A 21,131-nucleotide genomic window follows, 5' to 3' on the forward strand; every position below is an offset into this window, starting at 1 on the left:
TAGGATTAGGCGTTAATTTTGTCTAATTTAATTTTTCAAAAGCTTGCTTTAAATCAGCTATCAAATCCTCACTGGCTTCGATTCCTGTTGACACTCTTAATAAGTCCGGAGTTAATCCATATGATTCGCGCAATTTTTCTGGAATATCGGCATGTGTTTGCGTTGTAGGATAGGTAATTAAACTCTCTACGCCACCTAAACTTTCCGCAAATGTAAATAGTGATAAATTCCGTAAAAATCCTTTGATTGATTCCTGATTCTTAATCTTAAAACTCAACATACCGCCCCGACCTGGGTACATAACTTCTTTAACCTGTGAATTTGTCTTTAAATAAGCCACTACTGCCTGCGCATTTTCTTCATGTCTTTGCATCCGTAAAGCTAATGTTTTCATTCCCCTAATCAATAACCAGCTGTCAAAGGGTGATAAAACAGCACCTGTGGTATTCAAACTATATGCTAACTGTTCGCCAACTTCTTGTGACTTGGCAATCACAGCACCAGCCAATAAATCATTATGTCCACCTAAATATTTTGTCGCGCTATGCAATACAATGTCTGCTCCCAAATCTAATGGACGTTGAATTAACGGCGTATAAAAAGTATTATCGACAATTAACTGAGCTTGATATTTCTGAGTCAAACGTGCAATTTTTTCTATTGAAACTTCACTCATCAATGGATTTGTTGGTGTCTCAATAAATACTGCCGCAGTATTAATCGTAATTTCTTTTTCAAAATCTGCTTCATTATCTACATAAATAAACTCATAAATTCCTTGTTTCTCTAGTTCCTTGAAATAGCGATAACTACCACCATATAAATCTCTAGAAGCGACAATTTGGCTCCCAACAGGGAATTGGCTAAACACTAACTGAACTGCGCTCATTCCTGAACTGGTAGCCAAACCAACTGCGCCATTTTCTAATGCTGCTAGTGCAGACTCAACAACTTCCCTTGTCGGGTTTTTAGTTCTCGTGTAATCATAGCCCGTCGACTCACCTAGTGTTGGATGCTCATATGTTGTTGAAAAATAGATCGGTGTATTGATTGATCCAGTCACTGGGTTTTGATGATTTCCGATTTGTGCTAAAAATGTATCTGTCTGAACCTTTCCCGTTTTTGATTCGTTTTCCATTCCTTTCCCTCATTTCTTAAAAATAACAATCCTTCATTTCTAACACAATCTTGTGTTGCTTTTTATTATATACATCGATTGATTCTTAAAGCAAGAAATAGTTACGATTCCTTTTAATATGAAAAATGTATTTGTGACAAAAGTTGCTTCAACTTGGTCAATTATACTAAAAGCCGTACCATGCGTTTTATGCATGGTACGGCTTTTAGTATAATTATGGAAGCACCTGTCTTTATAGCATTCTTTATTCGAATATTCGTCAAAGTATATATAACGCAGATAATTATCTCCTAATCACTCTGCTTTGATTACATAAAATCGTACGGTGAAACTTTCCCCATCCCTATCATTGGATCAATCGATTGTTCCCGAACTATACTTGGTGTTAATAATCGGTTAATTTCTGTTTCAACTTCTTCAACGATTTCATCCGTAGTTTGAGTAAATAAAGAAATTGCTTCTGCTTGCGGTTTCTCACTCTTCAGTTCCACAGATTCTTCTTTAATGACAGGAGTCTTTTCCTCTGTAACAGTCTCATAAACTATAGGGGTAGCCGCTTCTGTCTCTGAAAATGGTGATTCTTTATTTATGCCTTCTTCATAAGCTTCAAGCTGCATTCTCGTCGTCAAAGACATATCATCCGCACTAACTATGCGTTCTTTTAACATGGTTAAGCGACTAGCAGATTCGTGGGTCACACAAGTTTCAAATGCCTGAACTTCTCCTAATAAAATAAGTATGTCTTTGCTTCTAGTCACAGCAGTATAAAGCAAATTCCGTTGGAGCATCCGGTGATATTGATGAACCATCGGCAAAATAACCATCTTAAACTCGCTACCTTGGGCTTTATGAATTGAACAGCAATATGAAAGTGTAATCTTATTCCATTCATTTCTTTTATAGCTTACTTCATTATTATCAAACTGAATAACCAATTCATCAACTTTATCATCAGATTCTTTCGCTAATATTATTCCGACAATTTCGCCCATATCGCCATTAAAAACATTCAACTCTGGCGTATTAACCAAGTGTAAAACCTTATCACCAATCCGATAAACCGATTCATTCCACGTAACTTCTTTTCTAGTACCATCATTTGGATTAAAAATTTCCTGCATCATCTTATTCAACGCATCAATTCCAGCGGCTCCTCGGTACATCGGTGCCAACAATTGAATATCTTGAGGTGAAAAACCTTTTGCTTTCGCTTTAGTTACAATCTGGCGGACATACGTTTCAATATTGTAAACATCACTTGGGAAAAATGAACGATCTTTTTGATTTACAGTAAAATCTTGTGGTAATTGTCCTTGCTTGATCTCATGAGCTAGCGGAATAATACTTGACCCATCGCCTTGACGATAAATTTCAGTCAGCTCTTTTTTAGGAATCTCGTTAATCTGGAGTAAATCATGTAAAACTTGTCCAGGACCAACTGAAGGTAATTGGTCTTTATCTCCAACAAAAATTACTTGCATATTTGTAGGTATTGCTTTAAACAATGTATTTGCCAGCCATGTATCGACCATTGACATTTCATCAACAATTAATAAACCGCCTTCTAGTTCTTTAGCAGTCATACTTGGATTTTTCTCACGTCCAGTTAATCCTAATAAACGATGGATCGTACTTGCAGGTAATCCAGTTGTTTCATTCATTCGTTTTGCAGCTCTGCCTGTTGGAGCAGCAAGCAGAATTGGAAACATATCCTGCGTATAATCTTTGATATCTAATGACAAGCCATTTAGTTCAGCAAATAATGACACAATTCCGTTGATAACCGTTGTTTTCCCTGTACCTGGTCCACCTGTTAAAATAAATAAGGGTGATTTAATCGCTTCCTCAATGGCAGCTTGCTGTGAATCCCCATAAAGAATTCCTAGCCGTTTTTCGATCCCTCGAATATTTTTTTCGATTTCTTTTTTATCGTATTTAATTTCTTTTTTTCTAGAAAGTAGCCGTTGAATTGAGTTTCCTATTCCCCACTCGGAAAAATACAAGCTGTTTTCAAATAACTTAGTACCTTCTTGTTGCATTTTATTTTCTTCTACTAAATGAATAATCTGTTCTGCAACCTGATCCATCGAAATTTCAACCGGGCGGCTATTCTCCAATGTCTGGATGGTTTCTTTCAATAGAAGTTCAGCTTCTACATATGTATTTCCTGATCGGATTGAATGTTGGAAAATCTCATGAGTAATTGCCGCTCGTACTCTCTTATCTGAATCCGCACCAATCCCTAATTGTTCAGCAATATTATCCGCACGTTTAAAGCCAATCCCTTCAATGTCTTCAACCAACTGATAGGGATTTTCATGAATAATATCTAAGGTTTCTTCTTTATAGGTTTGATAAATCGTAAATGAAAGCTGACTTCCGAAGCCATAGCGATTTAGCCCAACAATAACTTGTTCCATACCATGGTTTAAACGGATTGTTTCAATAATTGTTTGACGCTTTTTTTCATTTAGCTGAGGTACTTCTTGCAAGCAATCCGGTTCCGAAATAATTCGATCAATTGCATCTTCACCTAGAATTTCTACAATCTTTTCAGCGGTCCGCTTCCCAATACCCGGAAATTTTTCACTGGACAGATAATTTACAACTCCATTGGCTGAAGTTGGTCGCTCTTGTTGGTAATTATCAACTTGAAACTGACGTCCATAACGAGGATGATCGACAAAATGACCAAAAAAACGATAGCTTTCTTCTTCTTGAATCTGACCAAAACTACCTGTCGTCACAATTTCTTTTTCTAAATAATCCGTATTTGTATCCGTAATTTTCACCAGTAGTACTTTATAAAAATTAGTGGGGTTCTGGAAAAAGATAGCTTGAACTTGACCAACTACATATTCTTTTTCTTCTCCAAATAATGTATCCATTAATTTCACCCCGTTTTCCCTATCAAGATCTTTTTATTGCAAAAAAGAATCATCATTCCATAATTTTAATGTGTATGCTTCATCTTGTGCTTCCGTTGTTTCTAAGATTGATAAACTATTATTCTTCAAACCACCCATACTGCGCAAGTCACTTAATGCTTTTCCTGAAAGAGCCTGAATTGCGGCCGTCATAGATGCACCGTGTCCTACAAATAAATAGGGTCCTTCACCTTCTTGAACAGCATTTTCTACTACTGTTGAAATACGTGAAATTGCTTGTTCAATTGGTTCTCCCTGAAAAACATCAGGATTGTATTTATCAAGCTGAAAACGCATATGATCTAATTCTTGACTATAGATTTTTCTCATTTCAGCAATTGATTGTCCTTCAAGCTTCCCTAACCCTAGTTCTTTTAGTTCATCCATATATACAATTTCAACAGGCTCGTTTAATTCCTGATTAATTCCTAGCGCTGTTTTTTTTGCACGTAGTGAGGTACTTGAAAATATTTTTTTAAATGGAACCTCTTTAATTGTTTGTCCCAGTAATTTGATTTCATCATAGCTCGTTGGAAGTAACGGTGAATCGCCACTTTTTCCTTGAAAACGCAGTTCTTGATTCCATTCTGTTTTTCCATGACGAGTAAAGTATAGCTTCATGTGTTGATTCCTACCTCTTTTTTTATAATTTTCTATCTTAACTAGTGTATCATTTTCACTATAAAAATGCTATTTCCCTCTGATAAATAGTCAAACAAATATATTTGAAAAAACAGATGGTTATAATAAAATAGAGTTATCTCACTTTAGGAGGAATTTCCTTTGTTTTTTAACCAAATACACCATATCGCCATCAATTGTTCAGACTATGCAAAAGCCAAAGATTTTTATGTGGAAAAGCTTGGTTTTGAGATTATTCGAGAAAATCACAGAGAAGATAAAAATGATGTGAAATTAGATTTAAAACTCGGAGCATATGAATTAGAATTATTTGTTTCTCCAGTTTTTCCTAAACGTCCTTCTTATCCAGAAGCTTTAGGTTTAAGACACTTAGCATTTAGAGTAGCCAATATTGAGGAAGTTATTGCTTATTTGGCTTCTAAATCTATTGAATGTGAACCTGTTCGCATCGATACCTTTACAGGTGAAAAAATGACCTTCTTTTTCGATCCTGATGGATTACCGCTAGAATTGCACGAATAACTAAAAAATAAGAGCTGTTTTTGTCATTAAGGCAAAAACAGCTCTTATTTTTTAGTTGTCTAATCTAGTTTATCATTTTCATAATGATGCGTTAGTTCCAAGTTGGGAAAATTCTGTTGTTTCAACGCTTCATAAACAACTAAAGCTACCGTATTTGATAAATTCAACGAACGGACATGTTCATCATTCATCGGAATTCGTAAACATTTATCTTCATTCTCCCGCATGAATTCCTCCGGTAAGCCAGTAGTTTCTTTTCCAAACATAAAATAATGCTCTTGATTATCAGCATAATCAACTTCACTATATGTTTGATTAGCAAATTTAGTAATTAGATGTAGCGGATTTTCTCCAACATACTCTAAAAACGCTGCTAAGTCTTTGTGGTAAGTAATATTCACATCATGCCAATAATCCAATCCAGCCCTTTTCAGTTGTTTATCATCGGTAGAAAAACCTAACGGCTCGATGAGATGTAAGGGGGAATTCGTTGCTGCGCATGTTCTAGCGATATTCCCAGTATTTGCAGGGATCTGCGGTTCAAATAAAACAATGTGATTTGTCATAGTTACAGCTTCCTTTCAATTTGGTGACATAATATTTATTTTAAATCAGGAAATTTAGCATAAAAAAAAACGTATCGCCTCGGTGTCAAGCACTGCGAGTCGCTACGTTAGTGAAGCTCTTTTCACTAACTTTTATCAGAACAGGAACCTGATAAAAACCAACGAAAAAACAACTTGTATGTAATATAACACCAATATCGTAGCTTTGCAATACCTTTTATCAAATTTACTCAATGTAAGCGCCAACTAACGTTTCCTATTAACATTCGGACGTCAATTGTAATCTCTCTTAACGGAGCTTTTTGCAGCTTTTGTTTGACTGTTTCAGATACACCCCATTCTAAAGGAGACATTTCCAATAAATCTAATTGATTAACTTCAGGAATTTCAAACTTGTATGTTACACGTTCATCAGAGATCACTGACATTTCTTTACTGAATTTCGCTAATACTTTTTCATTTGAGTAGCTTTGTTTTTCTCGGTCATCCGAGTAAAAAGCCGCTCTCAACTCTTTTAGATAGCCTTCTTCCGGAATAACTTTGATCACCGTTCCATCTTGCTTTAAAACTCGCCGAAACTCTTGATAATGTGAAGGTGAAAAAATATTTAAAATGGTATCCATCGAATGATCGTTAAAAGGTAAATTAGTCAAATCTGCCACACACCAAAAAGCATCGATTGGTTGACTACTTGCTAAATAGATACCATCTTTGGAAATATCAAAACCTGTTTTCCCACCTGCTAAACCTAACCTTGTCAGCTCAGATAAAAAACTTCCTTCGCCACACCCCACATCCAGCGTGTTTCCAGTTAAATTCATGGCTTCAATAATTTTATCTAACAACGGCTGGTACATACCGCTTTGAATCATTTTTCCTCGATGTAATAACATCTTTTTATTGTATTCAGTCTGAATACTATGAGAAAGAAAATAAAGTGTTCCTTTTTTTGATAAATCAAACTGATGGTTTTCTTCACAAATTAAACTATAACCATTTAAAACAAATTCCTTATGGCACGTCGGGCAACGAAATTGTCTATAATGTTTCTCTAAATAATTACGAGCAGAATCAATTTTTTTTAACATAAAAATACGTCCTATCCACTAAAATTTCAGAATATAGCTGATAAACTATCGCACTTCATCTTACAACGATAACAAAACTTTGGCAACCCGAAGAATTATGGTACAATGCCTGTGAAGAAAAAACGAGGAGTGGAAAAAATGATTAAAGAATTTTGTGCTGAAAACTTTACCAACATTCCAACTGCTATCCGTAATGGCGCTGGACGAATTGAATTGTGTGACAACCTGGCTGTTGGAGGAACCACACCAAGTACAGGTGTAATCGAAGAAGTAATTGCTTATGCTGGTGAAAAATCAATTCCGGTAATGACTATTATTCGACCTCGCGGCGGTGATTTTGTCTATAATGATATTGAGCTGAAAATCATGCATACTGATTTGATTGAAGCAAAAAAAATCGGTACAGATGGTGTTGTTATTGGCTGTTTAACAAATGATGGATGGCTGGACGAAGATGCTCTAGAAATGCTAATCGAAACCGCTGAGGGTTTACAAATCACTTTTCATATGGCGTTTGATGTCCTGAGTAAAGAACAACAATTTGCTGCGATTGATTGGTTAGTAGATCATGAAGTGCACCGGATTCTAACGCATGGCGGACCTGCTGGAACTTCAATAGAAGAAAATTTTGAGCATTTAAAAGCTTTGATTGAGTATGCAAATGGTCGTATTATTATTTTACCTGGCGGCGGTATTTCTGATAAAAATGCTGAAACAGTTATTAACGAACTAAAAGTCAATGAAGTTCATGGAACTAAAATTGTTGGTTAATTGATAGGCTAAAGAAAAAAGAGGCAAAACAACTCCTTAATTAGTGAAGTTGATGTCTCTTTTGTGTTTTAAGCAAAAATATAAGCATCACTAAACTGCCTTTCTTCCATTGCCTTAACTACAAGTGAGCTTGAATCATAAGTTCATAGAAACAGAAAAAATAGAAGACAAAAAATCGGAAAAAATATTTTTCGTTTTCTATTTTTTATTATTAACTGATTTAGCTTAATTTACAACCAAAGCACTAATCCACTTTTATTGTGCATCTATTTTGTTTTACTCTTTTGCTATTTCAACGTATTTTTCATCATATCCAACAAAATTTTCACATCTTCTGGTTTGGTGTCCCCTGTTTTTTTGTCGATAATTGAGCTGTATACGTGAGGAATGATCTTTTTCACACCTGCATCAACAGCGATTTGAACGATTTCTTCAAAGTTTTCTAAATCAATACCACCAGTCGGCTCCAGATAAAAATCATATTTTGCACAAGCCTCAGCCACTACTTTATATTCTTCAATGTGTGCTAAACCCTTCATCGGGAAATACTTGATCGAGCTGCCGCCCATATCTTGAAGCAATTTGATCGCTGTTTCGATTGGTATTTCTCCTTCGGGTGCTTGTGAGCTTAATGAACCTGTAGCAATATTCACGATACCAACTTTTCCAGTTGGAGAAACCAGACCATTAACGATTGTTTCATTTTGTCCCAGCAAAGCACGAGCAGTTCCGACTCCTGTAAAGACTTGGTTTACGTGTTGTGGTTGTAATTCAGCAGAAATCCGGCTAACCATTTGACTTTGGTTAGGATCCCCTGCACCTAATCCGACTGATAGAGCATTGTTTGTTTTTACGGCATACTTTTTCATGTCTTCAATCGCCGCTTCATCTGTTGGATAGTTTTTGGATAACACACCTAAAATCACGTGACCTTCTGCGGCTTCATAGCATTCTTTGGCATTTTCAATTGAGTTAGCTAAAACATTTAAGCAGATGCGATCTTCTAAATAATTTGGTGTTAATGACATATGTTTCTCTCCTCTTCGTTTGAAAGTTAATTTATGATCTCAGTTAAACGAGTCACGATTTTATTCATTTCTGTTTCGCTGACCGAGCGGATATCAAACTCAATAATTCCGTTGTTCGCTTGGTATTCACGCGTATAAATTGCCGGACTTTCAGCTTTTAATTCTTGGATGACTTCTTTAGCTGTTTTTTCACCTGTCACTTTGATACTAGCTCTGTAGATATCACGACCAGCACCATCTTGGACGATTTTTGCCTCAAGGTTTGACAACTGATTCAGTCTTTCGATAAATGGTGTTAGACGTGCTTTCATTGAATTACCCGATTCGCTGCCATTTTTTACATAGTCATCTACCGCTTGAGTGAAACCTAAGATATTATCTTTACCGATCTTCATTGAGCGACCGATACCCTTACCTTGAAGTCTTAGCCAGTCAATATATTCTTTTTTACCAATGACTAATCCAGCACTTGGACCTTCAATGGCTTTAGCCCCACTGTAAATCACCAGATCCGCACCTGCTTTTGTATACTTGAACAAATCTGCTTCCGCTGCTGCATCTATAATCAGCGGTAATTTATGTTTTTGCGCCACAGCTACGGCTTCTGCTACATTCAGCATACTTTTTTGAACGGTATGATGACTCTTAATGTACAAAATTGCCGCAGTTTGCTTAGTAATCATCGTTTCAACATTTTCTGGTGTGCACATGTTGGCATAGCCAGCTTCGATAATCTGACCGCCGCCTTGTTCCACCATCACTTCAACAGGAGTGCCATAATCTACGTTATGACCTTTAGGCAAGATAATTTCCCTCCTGGTTACCTTATCGGTATAAGGATGATAAGCGTGATAGGCTGATCCTTGCCCAATCAAGGCTGCTATGCTTTGTGCAATACCAGCTGAAGCAGAAGAAACAACTTGAGCATCTTCTACATGTAAAATTTTTGCTAGGTACGAACCTGTTTGAATACTTAGCTGGCTCATTTCAAAGAAATGTTCTCCGCCAAATCGTTGTGCGGCTAACACGCTTTCACTAACTTTTGAGACACCAAGAATCGTCATTTTTCCTGAAGCATTGATGACGTCTTTTAGATTGAACTTCTTGTAACTATCCATTTATTAATCACCTCTCCAAAGCATTGTATTCAAAATTGTATCAAGCTAAATAAAATCATACGAAGTATTCATATGATTTTATTCTCAACTCTTATAATAATCCTAAAAATGAGCCAACAATACTGACAAGAACGATTGTGCCAATAATAATACCGTAACGAGGACCTTTTTTCACCATATAGAAATAAATTAAGAATACCGCAGTTAAAGGTAGAATTCCCTTCATAATTTGATCGAGAATATCTTGAACAACAATCGTTGCTCCGCCTGTAACATGAAATTTCATTGGACTGGAAATATTCACATAACTTGCAGATAACGCACCCATCATCATCATTCCCAGAACATTGGCTCCATAGATAACTTGTTTAATTTTTCCGTCTTTTAATAGGGCCATAATGGAGTTACGTCCTAAGGTGTATGATTTATTAATCAATCCCCAACTAATATACATTGTTAGTAATGTATAAATAACAAGTGGACCAATTCCACCAAAAATGCTGCCATTTTTAGCCATAGGAATAAAAATCGAGATGATTAACGGCATGATAGCCGCCCAAACAATAGAATCCCCAATTCCTGCAAGTGGACCCATCAAGCCTGTTTTAATCGACGTAATTGCTGAATCACCAATCTCAGCTCCATTCGCGCGCTCTTCTTCCATAGCTAGTGAAATACCTTGGATGGAAGAACCAATAGTTCCTTCAGTATTAAAGAAAGCTAAATGTCTTTTTAAAGCTTCACGTTGCTCTTCTTCATTACCCGCGTAGAGTTTTTTGATTGCGGGGATCATTGAAGCACAAAAGATTAAACTTTGCAGCCGTTCATAAGAATTAGATAATTCACAACCTAATTGATAAATCCAAAACGATTTACGAATTTCTTTTTTTGATAATTTCTTTTGATTCATATCTGTCGTATTTTCCATTAGGCTTCCCCCTCTTTCAGTGCGTTATTTCTCACCAAGAAAGCAACACATGTGCCGATAACTGCCACAGCCATCACTTCTGCTCCGAAATACATAACGACAACAAAGCCAATTAGGAAATAAGGGATCAATGTTTTCTTCCCTATTACCATGATTGTTAAAGCAAACCCTAATGCCGGTAATAACCCACCCATCACTTCAAAACCGTGCATCAATTTTTCGGGAATAATTGCTAATAAGTTTGTCACTACTGATTGACCAAAGAAATTACCGGCAAATACTAAAGGAAAACGCAATAGAAAACCAACAAGACTTGGATATAAGAAGGCAGCGCGGTAAATTCCTTTGTAATTTAAGTTTTCAGCATACTTATCTGCCATGTGAACAAATGTAGCATTCACCGTTCTTCTAATCTGATCCATGAACACGCCTAAAACACCAAATGGTACCGCTAAAGCAATCGCGGCTTCTGCATTCATGCCTACACCTAAAGCAATCGGAATTGCAATCGCCGAAGCTAGAGCTGGATCACTAGGAACATTCCCTCCCGGCGTAGAAGTAACACCCAGATAAACTAATTGAATCCCAGCACCGATTGTCATCGCTTCAGCAATTTTTCCAGTCGCAAGCCCAGCAACCATTGCCGCACATAAAGGTTGTGACAACATTCCTGAAAATGTGTACCCAAATCGTAAACGAGCAAACCAATAATACAACCCCATCGTAATTGAAACACCTAAAACGCCCATTTTTCCCATTCCTCTTTTCTTAATTTATAATGTATGATATTTTTCAACCAATTTTGCAATTGGCATTGGATTATCTTCTGGAATCGCTTGGAAGAAAACATTTAAATTCTTTTCCGAAAACCGATTTAAAATCTCAACATCATTTTCAGATAGATTGATATTCTTTAAAACATTTTTCCGCTCTGCTCCGCCGCCTAAACCACCAATTTGGATGTCATTTTCAACAACACAGGCATTTACCATAGCTTCTAATGTTGATAAATCCGGTACTAAGAACAAAATTTTAGCTGAACTATTTGGCGCAGCTTCCTTCCAATAAGCTATTGCGGACTCCACACCATAGATCTTCACTTCTACTCCTGGAGGCGCCGCCATCACATAGATACTTTGAAGAAATTCATCTTTTTCCAATTCATCACTGACGACTAGAATTTCATCTGCTCCTGATTGCTGCAGCCATTTCGTTACCACTTGCCCATGAATCAAACGACTATCTACCCTTGTTAATACGATTTTTGCCATTTTTACCTACTCCTGTCTTCTTTACATTTAATTTACTGATGGTATTTCTAATATCTGACAATTATCCAGAGATGCTTGTAAAATTTCTTTACCCGCTTGTTCCGTAAACGGAAAGTACTGTTTCATCACAGCATCCAAAAGCATCGCTGTATTTAATCCTGAAATAGCCAAAATATCATAGTCCCTTGAGAGTCTTAAGGCAACATTGCTCGTCGTTCCTCCTTTTATATCCGTCAATATTAATAATTTTTCACTCCATGTCAGACTTTGTAATTGCAGTTCCACACGCTTGATGTATTCCTGTAGATTATCTGCTGGTTCTAAAATCACTTCATAAACATTTTCTGTCTCTCCAACGATCATGTTAATACTATTCAACAGTCGTTGACCCCAACCTCCGTGGGTCAATAAAACAATCGGTTCTTTACTCATTTTTTCATCTCCTTAATTTAATTCCTCATTCGTTTAACTATAGAGCAAGAGTTGTGCCAAAAAATCTGTCGTAAATTGAAATGGATAAATAAATGAATGTACCGTTTAACATTAACCATTAATCAAGTACAAAAAAAGCCCATAACAGCTACTATTAATCACTGTTACGGACTGCTGGATCTTCTTAAATTTCATAGAGTAGCTCATAGATATATTTAATTTCCAACGGTGAAAATTGGACATTATACGACACTTCTAAAGGGCGAAAAGCCATTTTTATGACAGATGCTTCATTTGGGATATCTTTATACGACACATTATAATCAGCTACACCGTAGTCATTATTAACGACCAGGCGTTCCACTGTACAACAGGTGTGGATCAAAAAACGCAGCATGATTTTTTCATCACTCACTAAATTTAACTGCCGGCATAAATCATCATATATTTGGCTGACTTCGATTGACAGACGCTGCGGGTTAAGCACGGTAATATGATTGATGATCGCTTTTAAAGATAAGCCGTGAATATAACGTTTGGCGATCTGGTCTTTCAACACACGATTTTTTTCATCAGCTAAGTCATATCCAAATAAGCGCAAAAGTCGTTCTACCCCTTTTTCAGAAAACAATTCTTCTAGAGGAATAAATGGAATATCAGGAACTTCTGTCTGGAAGGTTCCCACAATACCAACTAACTTTTCATCAGTCCGTATATGTTGATGGATACGTTCAATATCTTGGATTTCGCTATTATCCAATGTTAAGATTCGAATATTTTGCAGCACTTCTTCTTGAAATACGTCAACAATCAATTTTTCAATTTTTAACGCAGTTCCTAAACCTGTCATACAGGAAACGATAAGCACTTTTGAGTCGAAGAAATGCCCTTTTTTACAGACTGATGAAAGATGACCTTTTTCATTTAGTACTGGTAAAAGATAAGCAAAGTCTGTGGATTCATAAATGACTTCTCGAGAAACCTCCAGTAAGGGCAAAAGATTAATATTTTTGATGAGCAACACGTCAATTCCAAATTCTTCACTGATCAAATTGCCAAAATAGACAAGGGAACCAATATCCACCAATAAAATCAAACGCTTATATTCATTAATTTTAATGATACTTTTAACTTTTTCTAGCGTCTCTTCTACGGTTTGATGGATCGGCATATTAACCACTTTTAAAAGATTGCTGGAAAAAAGAATATTCGAATACTCAGCCATACTTGTTGCAGTCGTTGCACCATGCGCTACCACAATCACACCACATTCATCATTACGCTGATATTGACTATCTGCTTGTTTTAACTTCCTTAAAAATAAGCCCAAATAAGTAATTTCTGTTTTTGGAAGTTCAACCAAGAAGAGTTCATTTATCTTCTCTACAATGTCCTTTGCAACATCATAGTTGTCCAAACGCCCCAGCATTAACTGACTAGAATATAAGTAGAAATCATCATTGGGGATTTCCATAAATAAAAATGTAGAATAAATATGATTTGCTAATACATCTACTAAATTTTTAGGGATTGTAGAACCTGTTAAAGCAGAAATATATTCACTCAATTCAGTGATTTTTTCTTCAAAACTTTCATCTAGTTTCCGAAAAGATTGTGATTTTGTCGTCGGCTCAAACAAGCGCATATCAAATAGCTGATCGATCTTTTTTTGTAAAATTGAAGCTACTTCCTTTTGCGGAATATTGCTATTTTTCAAATTAGAAAATTCCTTCAATAAAAAATCATAAAAGGCATCATTTACTTTATCTTTTTCAGCAAAGTAATGACTGACAGCAGCTTGATTATCTGCTTTTATCCTCAAATTTTCTCCATTTAGTAATTCATTCAAAGCGATTTGGTCTTTCGCATCTTTTTCAAAAGGCTCTTCATTTTGTACTAACGTTTGGTCGATAACTAATGTATGAGATTGCTTTTCAATTTGTTTTAAGTATCCTTGCGCACAAATAAACTGGATTTCAGATTTCATTTCACCTACATTGCCACTATAATTTTTGAAGACTAATTGCTCAATAACGGCATAAGAAACGGTAATATCTTTTTTAATCTTACGACTTTCATTTTGGAAAAATTTAATAACTAACTCAATTTTTTCCTGGATTGGACGCTCTTTTACAGAAGGTAAAAGCAACGTAACCGGAATTCGTCGTAAAAAGGTTTTCAAAAAAGTTTGAGAAAAATCTTCAGTCGTCGCAAAAATAAAACGGATATTGACTGATCGTTTAACATCGGCTTCGCCCATTCGAGAAAAGTAGCCTTTATCCAATAAAGTAAATAATTTTTCCTGTCCTTCATTTGGCAGACGATGAACTTCATCTAAAAACAAAAATCCCTGATCTGCGTATTCTACTAACCCTGCTTTATCCGTATCTGCTCCAGTGAAACTTCCTTTTTTATAACCGAAAAGATGGGTCGTCAATAACTCTGGATTATTGAAATATTCTGAGCAGTTAAAATAAATAAACGGAACTTCTGAACCTGTATACGACTCAAAATAATGATGTAGTGATTCAGCTAATAAGGTTTTTCCAACACCTGATTCGCCTCCGATCAACATATTCAATCCATTAGGCGGATAAAGTACCGCTGCTTTAAGCTTGTCTATTTTATCTTTTAAGCTACCTTTATACCCAATGATTTCCGAGAACGCTTCTGGTTTATTTCCACCCAAAAAAGAAAGCGCTGTCTTTTGTTCACCTAAAAAATCGGTTAATTCATCGATCGACGAAAATATCAGGTACTTTTTAAAGACACAGTTGAATTGATTTTCTAATTCTTTTTTATCAAAGAACAACACGGGACGGCTTTTAACCTTGACTGCCTCTTGGTTGCTGAGCAACTTATTCAAATCTTCGCTAACAGTATTTCTAGCTAAAGATACTATTTTACTGATCTGCAGTGCTGTAACTCCACTTAATTTGTTCAGAGAACATTGCTCACTCGTTTGCTCACTCAGGATCTTGCTTACTTTTTCTATACGTTGCACACCTACTCACCTCGTTCACCTATTACTAACACAACATTATACTGGATTGTTTTGAAAGTTGATAGAGGAGAATTTAGCCAGAGGTAAATAAATTATTGCACTTTTTCCAGATTATTTTTTAGATTATACAAAAAAAAGCAACCTTCTTAACAATAAAAGTCTTTTAAGTTTTTCTAGAGTCTAAAGATTATTTTAGTATCATTAGAAATCAGACTTTTCTCCCAAATGCGAATTTTTCCCATTTATAGTATACAAAAAAACTGCAGGTAAAGCCTTTATCAAGACTTTCTCTACAGTTTGAAGCTCCAAAAAAAATATTTTTAAACATCCATTTCACACAAAATACTGCATAAACAAACTAGCAATATTGAAATAAATCAACACACTGGTCAAATCACTTAATGTTGTAATAAATGGACCGCTAGCAACCGCTGGATCAAATCCCAACTTATCCATTAACATCGGAATTAAACTTCCTGCTAAATTAGCAACTGTAATCGCGCAAAGCATCGCCATCCCAATCACAAATCCTAATGGAAAATTGTGCTGCCAAATCCCAACTACAATAAAAATTGCTACTCCTGTAACAGCACCTGTAACTAAACCAGTTAAAACTTCACTGAAAATTAAACGACTAAAATTATTATCTTTCTCATCTGACACGGCTAAGCGCCTAACTGCAACGGCTAATGATTGAGTTCCCGCATTCCCGGCAGTCCCAGTAATTAAAGAAATAAATACAGCTAAAATACTTGCTTCACTTACTAATTCTTCATAATGGCTGATTAATGTCGCTGTAGACATTCCTAAAAATAACAAAGTGATTAGCCAAGGCAAACGTTTTGAGGCCGCTTTGATTGGATTTTCGCTGACTTCTTCAACGTTAACCCCCGCCAAACCAGAATAGTCACTGGCAGCTTCATCATCAATAACATCGATAATATCATCAACGGTAACAATCCCTAACAAATGATCATCATAATCTGTAACTGGTAATGCCAAGAAATCATAATCTCGAATTGTTTGAGCAACATCTTCTTGGTCATCGCCAACATGAACTGAAATAACACGTTCACTTAAAACATCTGAAATCATCGTATCATCGTCATTTACAATCAAATCACGTAAGGAAATAACTCCTACTAAATGATTTTCTTGATCTACTACATATACATAGTAAATCGTTTCAGCTACGTCTGCTTGATTTTTTAACACATACATCGCAGAACGAACTGTTTGATTTGCTACAATCGATACAAATTCCGTCGTCATGATCGATCCCGCAGTATCATCTTCATAATGCAATAACTCTTTGATTTCGCCAGCGTCTTCTGAACTCATCAAACTTAGATATTTAGCTTTTTGTTTTTTATCCAGCATATTCAATAAGTCAACTGCATTATCTGTATACATTTCAGATAACATTTCCGCCGCATAACTTGGACGCATTTCAGCGATGTAATCTTTCATATTTTCATTATCTTCTTCAATCACATCAAACATATCGGCTAATTCTTTCGGTGACAGATAACTATAGATTAGTTGCCGATTTTCTTCATCAATTGATTGATAAAACTGACCTTGCTCATATATATGAAGAGTTAAAAACAACTCCCGAAATTCAGTCATTTGCTGCTCTTGTAACTTTTCCAACAGCAAATCGAAATGTTCTTCCATTTCTTGCCCTTCATTCATTCGTACCTCTCCTTTCAATCTAGAATTGATCTACTATTTTTTTCATGTCTTCTGCTAATGGAGAAGTTACAGTTAATTTCTTTTTGGTAAAAGGGTGAGTAAAACTGAGTTGACAACAATGGAGTGCTTGGCGATTGATCTGCTGATCCATTTTCCCACCGTACATATCATCTCCCAACAAAGGGCAGCCAATTGCTTCAAAATGAACTCTTATTTGATGTGTTCGCCCTGTATGCAGCTGAATACTTACAAGCGCTTTATCTGCCCCGCGGTTTTCAAGCCAATACTCAGTTTCAGCAGATTGACCCGTTTCAACCACTTTTCTTTTTAGTAAAGATGTTAAATCCCTTCCGATTGGCAGCTGAATGGTTCCATGATCCTTTAATACTGAAACTGTACCGCCAACTAACGCCTGATAAATTTTAACGACCGCTTTTTTTCTTAATTCTTGGTCCAATAATGCATGAGCAAATCCATGTTTAGCAAATAGCATCAAGCCTGTCGTATCACGATCTAAGCGTGTAACCACATGAATTACCTGATTTTTATACTTCTGTGCTTTATAATAGGCTTTAACGCGGTTTGCCATTGTTCCATTGGGATGATATTGCGCCGGAATCGATGCAACACCAGCTGGTTTTTCAACAATTAAAAAATGCTCATCCTCAAAAACAATCGTAATCGGCTTTTCATCACACAATAAAGTTTCATGCTCTTGTTCATCTGGGATAGTGATTTTCACCTGATCCCCGTAAGACAGCTTAAACAAGGCATTTTCAACGATTTGATTTACTTCAATTTTGCCACCTTGAAACTTTATTTTTGCTAAAAGACCTTTTGAAACTCCTTGTTCTTTCAAAAAATATTTTACTTGCTGCGATTCTTTTTTATCTACTGTCCAAACAAATTCCATTATCTTATTAATCCTCACTAATAAAGGCATCTTTTACGCGATGCCAAAAATGCATATGTCGATAAGAGGCAAAATGAATACGCTCTTCTGCTATTTTATAATAAATTGATTTAATATCATCTTGGTAAATATCTAATTGATCGACTGTAACCAAATAATCTTTACTGTCCTGCAATTTAATCTCTACCCATTCAGTATGTGCTATTACGATTGGTGATCCTAACGTTCGAAATACACGATTATTTAAAGAAGCAATTTCTGCTAACTGAAATGCATTGATACTTGGATGTAAAACCGCACCGCCCACACTTTTATTATACGCTGTTGAACCGGTCGGAGTAGATACAGATAATCCATCACCACGAAAACGTTCGAATAATTCATCTTTAATAAACACATCAGCCACCATCGTTCGGTTTGCTCGCTTAATCGTCGATTCATTCAACGCTAAGAAATGTTTGTCCGGCTTGCTACTGCGAAAACTAATTTTCACATCTAATAATGGGTAGCTAATGCTTTTTTCCTGATGAACTAACAAACTTTGAACTAACTCTTCAAGCTCATAATCGCGCCAATCCGTATAAAAACCCAAATGTCCTGTATGAACGCCTAAGAAACTAACCTCATCAAGCCGATGACTAAAACGATGGAAGGCTGATAATAAGGTTCCATCACCACCAACTGAAATTACAAGATCCGGCTGATGATCGTTTATTTCAATATTATTTTTTTTCAAAAGCAGGAGTAAATGACGCGTAACTTCATTTGATTTACGCTCATGATTATGAACAATTGCTACTTTCATTTCACTCCCCCTATTCTTCAGTTGATTCTTCTTTACTTTTAGCGATACGTTTATAATAATTATCTTTTGATTTTCCTCGTCCATGAGAGAAAAGATGTTGGGCTTCTTGAATTTCCTCCCGAATCGTTGACATTTCTTCATCTAATTGATAAGCAGCTTCAGCAGCACGCTGCAGTCGCTCCTTCATCTCTTCAGGAAAGATACCTTGATATTTATAGTTTAACGAATGTTCAATAGTGGCCCAAAAATTCATTGCCAATGTTCGAATTTGAATTTCGGCTAAAATCTTTTTCTCACCTGTTATTAGTTGAACTGGATATTCAATCACTAAATGATATGATCGATAGCCACTCTCTTTTTTATTGGTAATATAATCCCGCTCTTGAATAATGTGTAAATCCTTACGATTGCGAATAATATCCACAACTTGGCGAATATCTTCCACAAACTGACACATAATCCTCAGACCAGCAATATCCTGCATTTCCTCTTCAATACGATCTACTGGAATATTTCGTAAAGCAGCTTTCGTTAAAATGCTATCTACTGGTTTCACTCGACCTGTTACAAACTCAATAGGTGTATGTTTATTTTGTTCTCGAAACTGTTTGCGGATTCCGCGCAGCTTAACTTTCATTTCTCCAACAGCCTGTTCATACGGTGCTAGAAAAAGCTCCCACTCTTTTTCCATCCTAATCCCTCTATTTCCTTGAATTTGATTCACAGCTTATTTTACCACAGTGACAGGAAAAATAGGATAATTTGAGAAATTGTATAAAATTTTTCGACAATAGTAAATTTTTTAACTTCTAGTTCACTTTTCTTGACGTAAACGGGTAAAGTATGTAAAAATTGAATTAAATTAAAGAAGGTAGGTCAAAATCTGTGAGTGAGAATCTTGAAATAGAATTTAAAACATTACTATCCAAAGAAGAATTTTCACGGACCATTGAATACTTTCATTTAAATGAAGAAAATTTTTTTACACAAACTAATTATTATTTTGATTCAACCGATTTTCAATTAAAAAAACAAAAAATCGGTCTAAGAGTTCGCACATTAGCAAATAATGCAGAAATTACTTTAAAAATCCCTCAAAAAGTTGGCTTGTTGGAAATAAACGATGCTCTTTCTCTAGATGAAGCGCAGAAAATTATTGAATCGGCTACACTTCCAGATCGCGGGAATGTGTATAACAAGTTAACTGAATTAGGAATTAATAAAGATGATTTACGTTTAATTGGCAGCTTAACAACTAAACGAGCAGAAAAAAAACTTCCCCAAGGTTTACTCGCGCTAGATGAAAGTTGGTACAATGAGCAACATGATTTTGAATTAGAATTAGAAGTTGATGACGCAGAAAAAGGCAGAGAAAGTTTCCTTTATGTATTGGATAGTTTGACTATCAAAGAATCACCGTCACCAAATAAAATTCAACGAATGATGCTAAGCTCAAATAGAAATATTAAGAAGTTATAATGATAGACCTTATCATTTCATTTTTACTTGTTTTTCTGATAAATTAGGAACACTTAGTTGAGAAGAAATGATGTCTAGTCGCAAAAAGGGTCAAATTGGAGGAAGTATGAATGATTGAAATCTATCTGTTCGTTAATCCTTTAGGGGGCATTTGTCTCAATGTAGAAAAGGATATTTTAAAATTAGTTGAAACTGAGAATAAAAAAATTCAGTTTCGTTTCATTCCATTAGTAAATATGAGGACGATTAATGATCTTATAAAATTATTTGAGATTCCGCCTCACGATATTGAACAGCGCAATAAACTGTTTGAAGATATTTACTCTGCTGCTTTGGATTATAAGGCAGCTCAATTACAAGGCAAGAAAAAAGGGCGTCATTTGCTGCTTGGTTTACAAAAAGCTGTAGCAGAAGACAATATTCCTTATTCTTCAGAATTAGCTGAACAATTAGTCAGCGAAGCTGGTGGTGATTTAGATATGTTTAAAGCAGACCGCCAATCTGAATTTGTCAAAGAATCTTTTCAAACAGACCAACAAATTGCTCGTGAAATGGGTATTGTTAAACACCCTTCAGCGGTTGTTTATAATTATACGTGTGATCGAGATTTTGGCGTTCTTGTTGAAAACTGTGAATCAATGGATGAAATCAAAAAACTTTGTGATACTTCTGAAGAAAACCTTCAATTTATCCATGAAACCTTTGAGCTAAACCATTACAACGAACCTCGTGTCCCACACGGACATTTACATTTACTTTAAATCAAAAAAACCATCTTCCGTTTAAAAGAAGATGGTTTTTTAA

20 protein-coding genes are annotated in these 21,131 nt (G+C 35.8%); 4 read left to right on the forward strand and 16 right to left on the reverse strand.

Going from position 1 to position 21,131, the window contains the following annotated elements:
• Positions 1-22: 22 nt before the first annotated feature.
• The 3 genes from C240_RS14960 to C240_RS14970 form a co-directional block, all read right to left on the reverse strand.
• Complete coding sequence (locus C240_RS14960) at positions 23-1,138, reverse strand: PLP-dependent transferase (RefSeq protein WP_271497428.1); 1,116 nt, start codon at positions 1,136-1,138, stop codon at positions 23-25.
• Positions 1,139-1,446: 308 nt separating this feature from the next.
• Positions 1,447-4,026: an SF1B family DNA helicase RecD2 gene (gene recD2 / locus C240_RS14965; protein WP_271497430.1), complete on the reverse strand. Its 2,580-nt coding sequence runs from the start codon at positions 4,024-4,026 to the stop codon at positions 1,447-1,449.
• Between the two features lie 33 nt (positions 4,027-4,059).
• Positions 4,060-4,686, reverse strand: coding sequence for a histidine phosphatase family protein (locus C240_RS14970; RefSeq protein ID WP_271497432.1), 627 nt, complete (start codon positions 4,684-4,686; stop codon positions 4,060-4,062).
• Between the two features lie 162 nt (positions 4,687-4,848).
• Here C240_RS14970 and gloA2 point away from each other — a divergent pair, with 162 nt between their 5' ends.
• Positions 4,849-5,229, forward strand: coding sequence for an SMU1112c/YaeR family gloxylase I-like metalloprotein (gene gloA2, locus C240_RS14975; protein ID WP_271497434.1), 381 nt, complete (start codon positions 4,849-4,851; stop codon positions 5,227-5,229).
• A gap of 59 nt (positions 5,230-5,288) precedes the next feature.
• Here gloA2 and trmL read toward each other — a convergent pair whose 3' ends face one another.
• Both trmL and C240_RS14985 read right to left on the reverse strand, forming a co-directional pair.
• Positions 5,289-5,795 (reverse strand): tRNA (uridine(34)/cytosine(34)/5-carboxymethylaminomethyluridine(34)-2'-O)-methyltransferase TrmL, encoded by a 507-nt coding sequence (trmL, locus tag C240_RS14980; RefSeq protein WP_271497436.1) that lies wholly within the window; start codon positions 5,793-5,795, stop codon positions 5,289-5,291.
• 230 nt (positions 5,796-6,025) lie between these two features.
• Complete coding sequence (locus tag C240_RS14985) at positions 6,026-6,883, reverse strand: methyltransferase domain-containing protein (protein WP_271497438.1); 858 nt, start codon at positions 6,881-6,883, stop codon at positions 6,026-6,028.
• A gap of 138 nt (positions 6,884-7,021) precedes the next feature.
• On the opposite strand from C240_RS14985, the gene C240_RS14990 reads away from it, so the two are divergent.
• A complete protein-coding gene (locus tag C240_RS14990) occupies positions 7,022-7,654 on the forward strand; it encodes a copper homeostasis protein CutC (protein ID WP_271497440.1) in 633 nt (210 codons plus the stop codon).
• A gap of 287 nt (positions 7,655-7,941) precedes the next feature.
• Here the strand turns inward: C240_RS14990 and dagF are convergent, their stop codons facing one another.
• From dagF to C240_RS15045, 11 genes are all read right to left on the reverse strand, one after another.
• Positions 7,942-8,682, reverse strand: coding sequence for a 2-dehydro-3-deoxy-phosphogluconate aldolase (gene dagF / locus C240_RS14995; protein WP_271497442.1), 741 nt, complete (start codon positions 8,680-8,682; stop codon positions 7,942-7,944).
• A gap of 26 nt (positions 8,683-8,708) precedes the next feature.
• Positions 8,709-9,800, reverse strand: coding sequence for a DgaE family pyridoxal phosphate-dependent ammonia lyase (locus C240_RS15000; RefSeq protein WP_271497444.1), 1,092 nt, complete (start codon positions 9,798-9,800; stop codon positions 8,709-8,711).
• A 91-nt stretch (positions 9,801-9,891) separates the two neighbouring features.
• Positions 9,892-10,728, reverse strand: a complete 837-nt coding sequence (locus tag C240_RS15005) for a PTS system mannose/fructose/sorbose family transporter subunit IID (protein WP_271497446.1) — start codon at positions 10,726-10,728, stop codon at positions 9,892-9,894.
• Complete coding sequence (locus tag C240_RS15010) at positions 10,728-11,477, reverse strand: PTS mannose/fructose/sorbose/N-acetylgalactosamine transporter subunit IIC (RefSeq protein WP_271497664.1); 750 nt, start codon at positions 11,475-11,477, stop codon at positions 10,728-10,730. The genes C240_RS15005 and C240_RS15010 overlap by 1 nt, the downstream gene beginning before the upstream one ends.
• A gap of 24 nt (positions 11,478-11,501) precedes the next feature.
• Complete coding sequence (locus C240_RS15015) at positions 11,502-11,999, reverse strand: PTS sugar transporter subunit IIB (protein WP_271497448.1); 498 nt, start codon at positions 11,997-11,999, stop codon at positions 11,502-11,504.
• Between the two features lie 27 nt (positions 12,000-12,026).
• A complete protein-coding gene (locus C240_RS15020) occupies positions 12,027-12,431 on the reverse strand; it encodes a PTS sugar transporter subunit IIA (protein ID WP_271497450.1) in 405 nt (134 codons plus the stop codon).
• A gap of 184 nt (positions 12,432-12,615) precedes the next feature.
• Positions 12,616-15,435: a sigma 54-interacting transcriptional regulator gene (locus tag C240_RS15025; RefSeq protein ID WP_271497452.1), complete on the reverse strand. Its 2,820-nt coding sequence runs from the start codon at positions 15,433-15,435 to the stop codon at positions 12,616-12,618.
• A gap of 333 nt (positions 15,436-15,768) precedes the next feature.
• On the reverse strand, positions 15,769-17,130 hold the full coding sequence (mgtE, locus tag C240_RS15030) for a magnesium transporter (protein WP_271497453.1): 1,362 nt from the start codon (positions 17,128-17,130) through the stop codon (positions 15,769-15,771).
• 19 nt (positions 17,131-17,149) lie between these two features.
• Positions 17,150-18,043: an RluA family pseudouridine synthase gene (locus C240_RS15035; RefSeq protein WP_271497455.1), complete on the reverse strand. Its 894-nt coding sequence runs from the start codon at positions 18,041-18,043 to the stop codon at positions 17,150-17,152.
• Between the two features lie 7 nt (positions 18,044-18,050).
• Positions 18,051-18,869 carry an NAD kinase gene (locus C240_RS15040; protein ID WP_333908831.1) on the reverse strand — a complete coding sequence of 273 codons (819 nt, stop codon included), beginning with the start codon at positions 18,867-18,869 and terminating at the stop codon, positions 18,051-18,053.
• On the reverse strand, positions 18,859-19,539 hold the full coding sequence (locus C240_RS15045; RefSeq protein ID WP_271497460.1) for a GTP pyrophosphokinase: 681 nt from the start codon (positions 19,537-19,539) through the stop codon (positions 18,859-18,861). Before C240_RS15045 ends, C240_RS15040 begins: the two co-directional genes overlap by 11 nt.
• Positions 19,540-19,733: 194 nt before the next feature.
• Between C240_RS15045 and C240_RS15050 the strand changes: the two genes are divergently transcribed.
• Positions 19,734-20,327, forward strand: coding sequence for a CYTH domain-containing protein (locus C240_RS15050; RefSeq protein ID WP_271497462.1), 594 nt, complete (start codon positions 19,734-19,736; stop codon positions 20,325-20,327).
• A gap of 110 nt (positions 20,328-20,437) precedes the next feature.
• Positions 20,438-21,088, forward strand: a complete 651-nt coding sequence (locus C240_RS15055; RefSeq protein WP_271497463.1) for a ClpXP adapter SpxH family protein — start codon at positions 20,438-20,440, stop codon at positions 21,086-21,088.
• The last annotated feature ends 43 nt before the right edge of the window (positions 21,089-21,131 follow it).

The organism is Enterococcus sp. 5H, assembly GCF_028128615.1.
Classification (GTDB): Bacteria; Bacillota; Bacilli; order Lactobacillales; family Enterococcaceae; genus Enterococcus_L.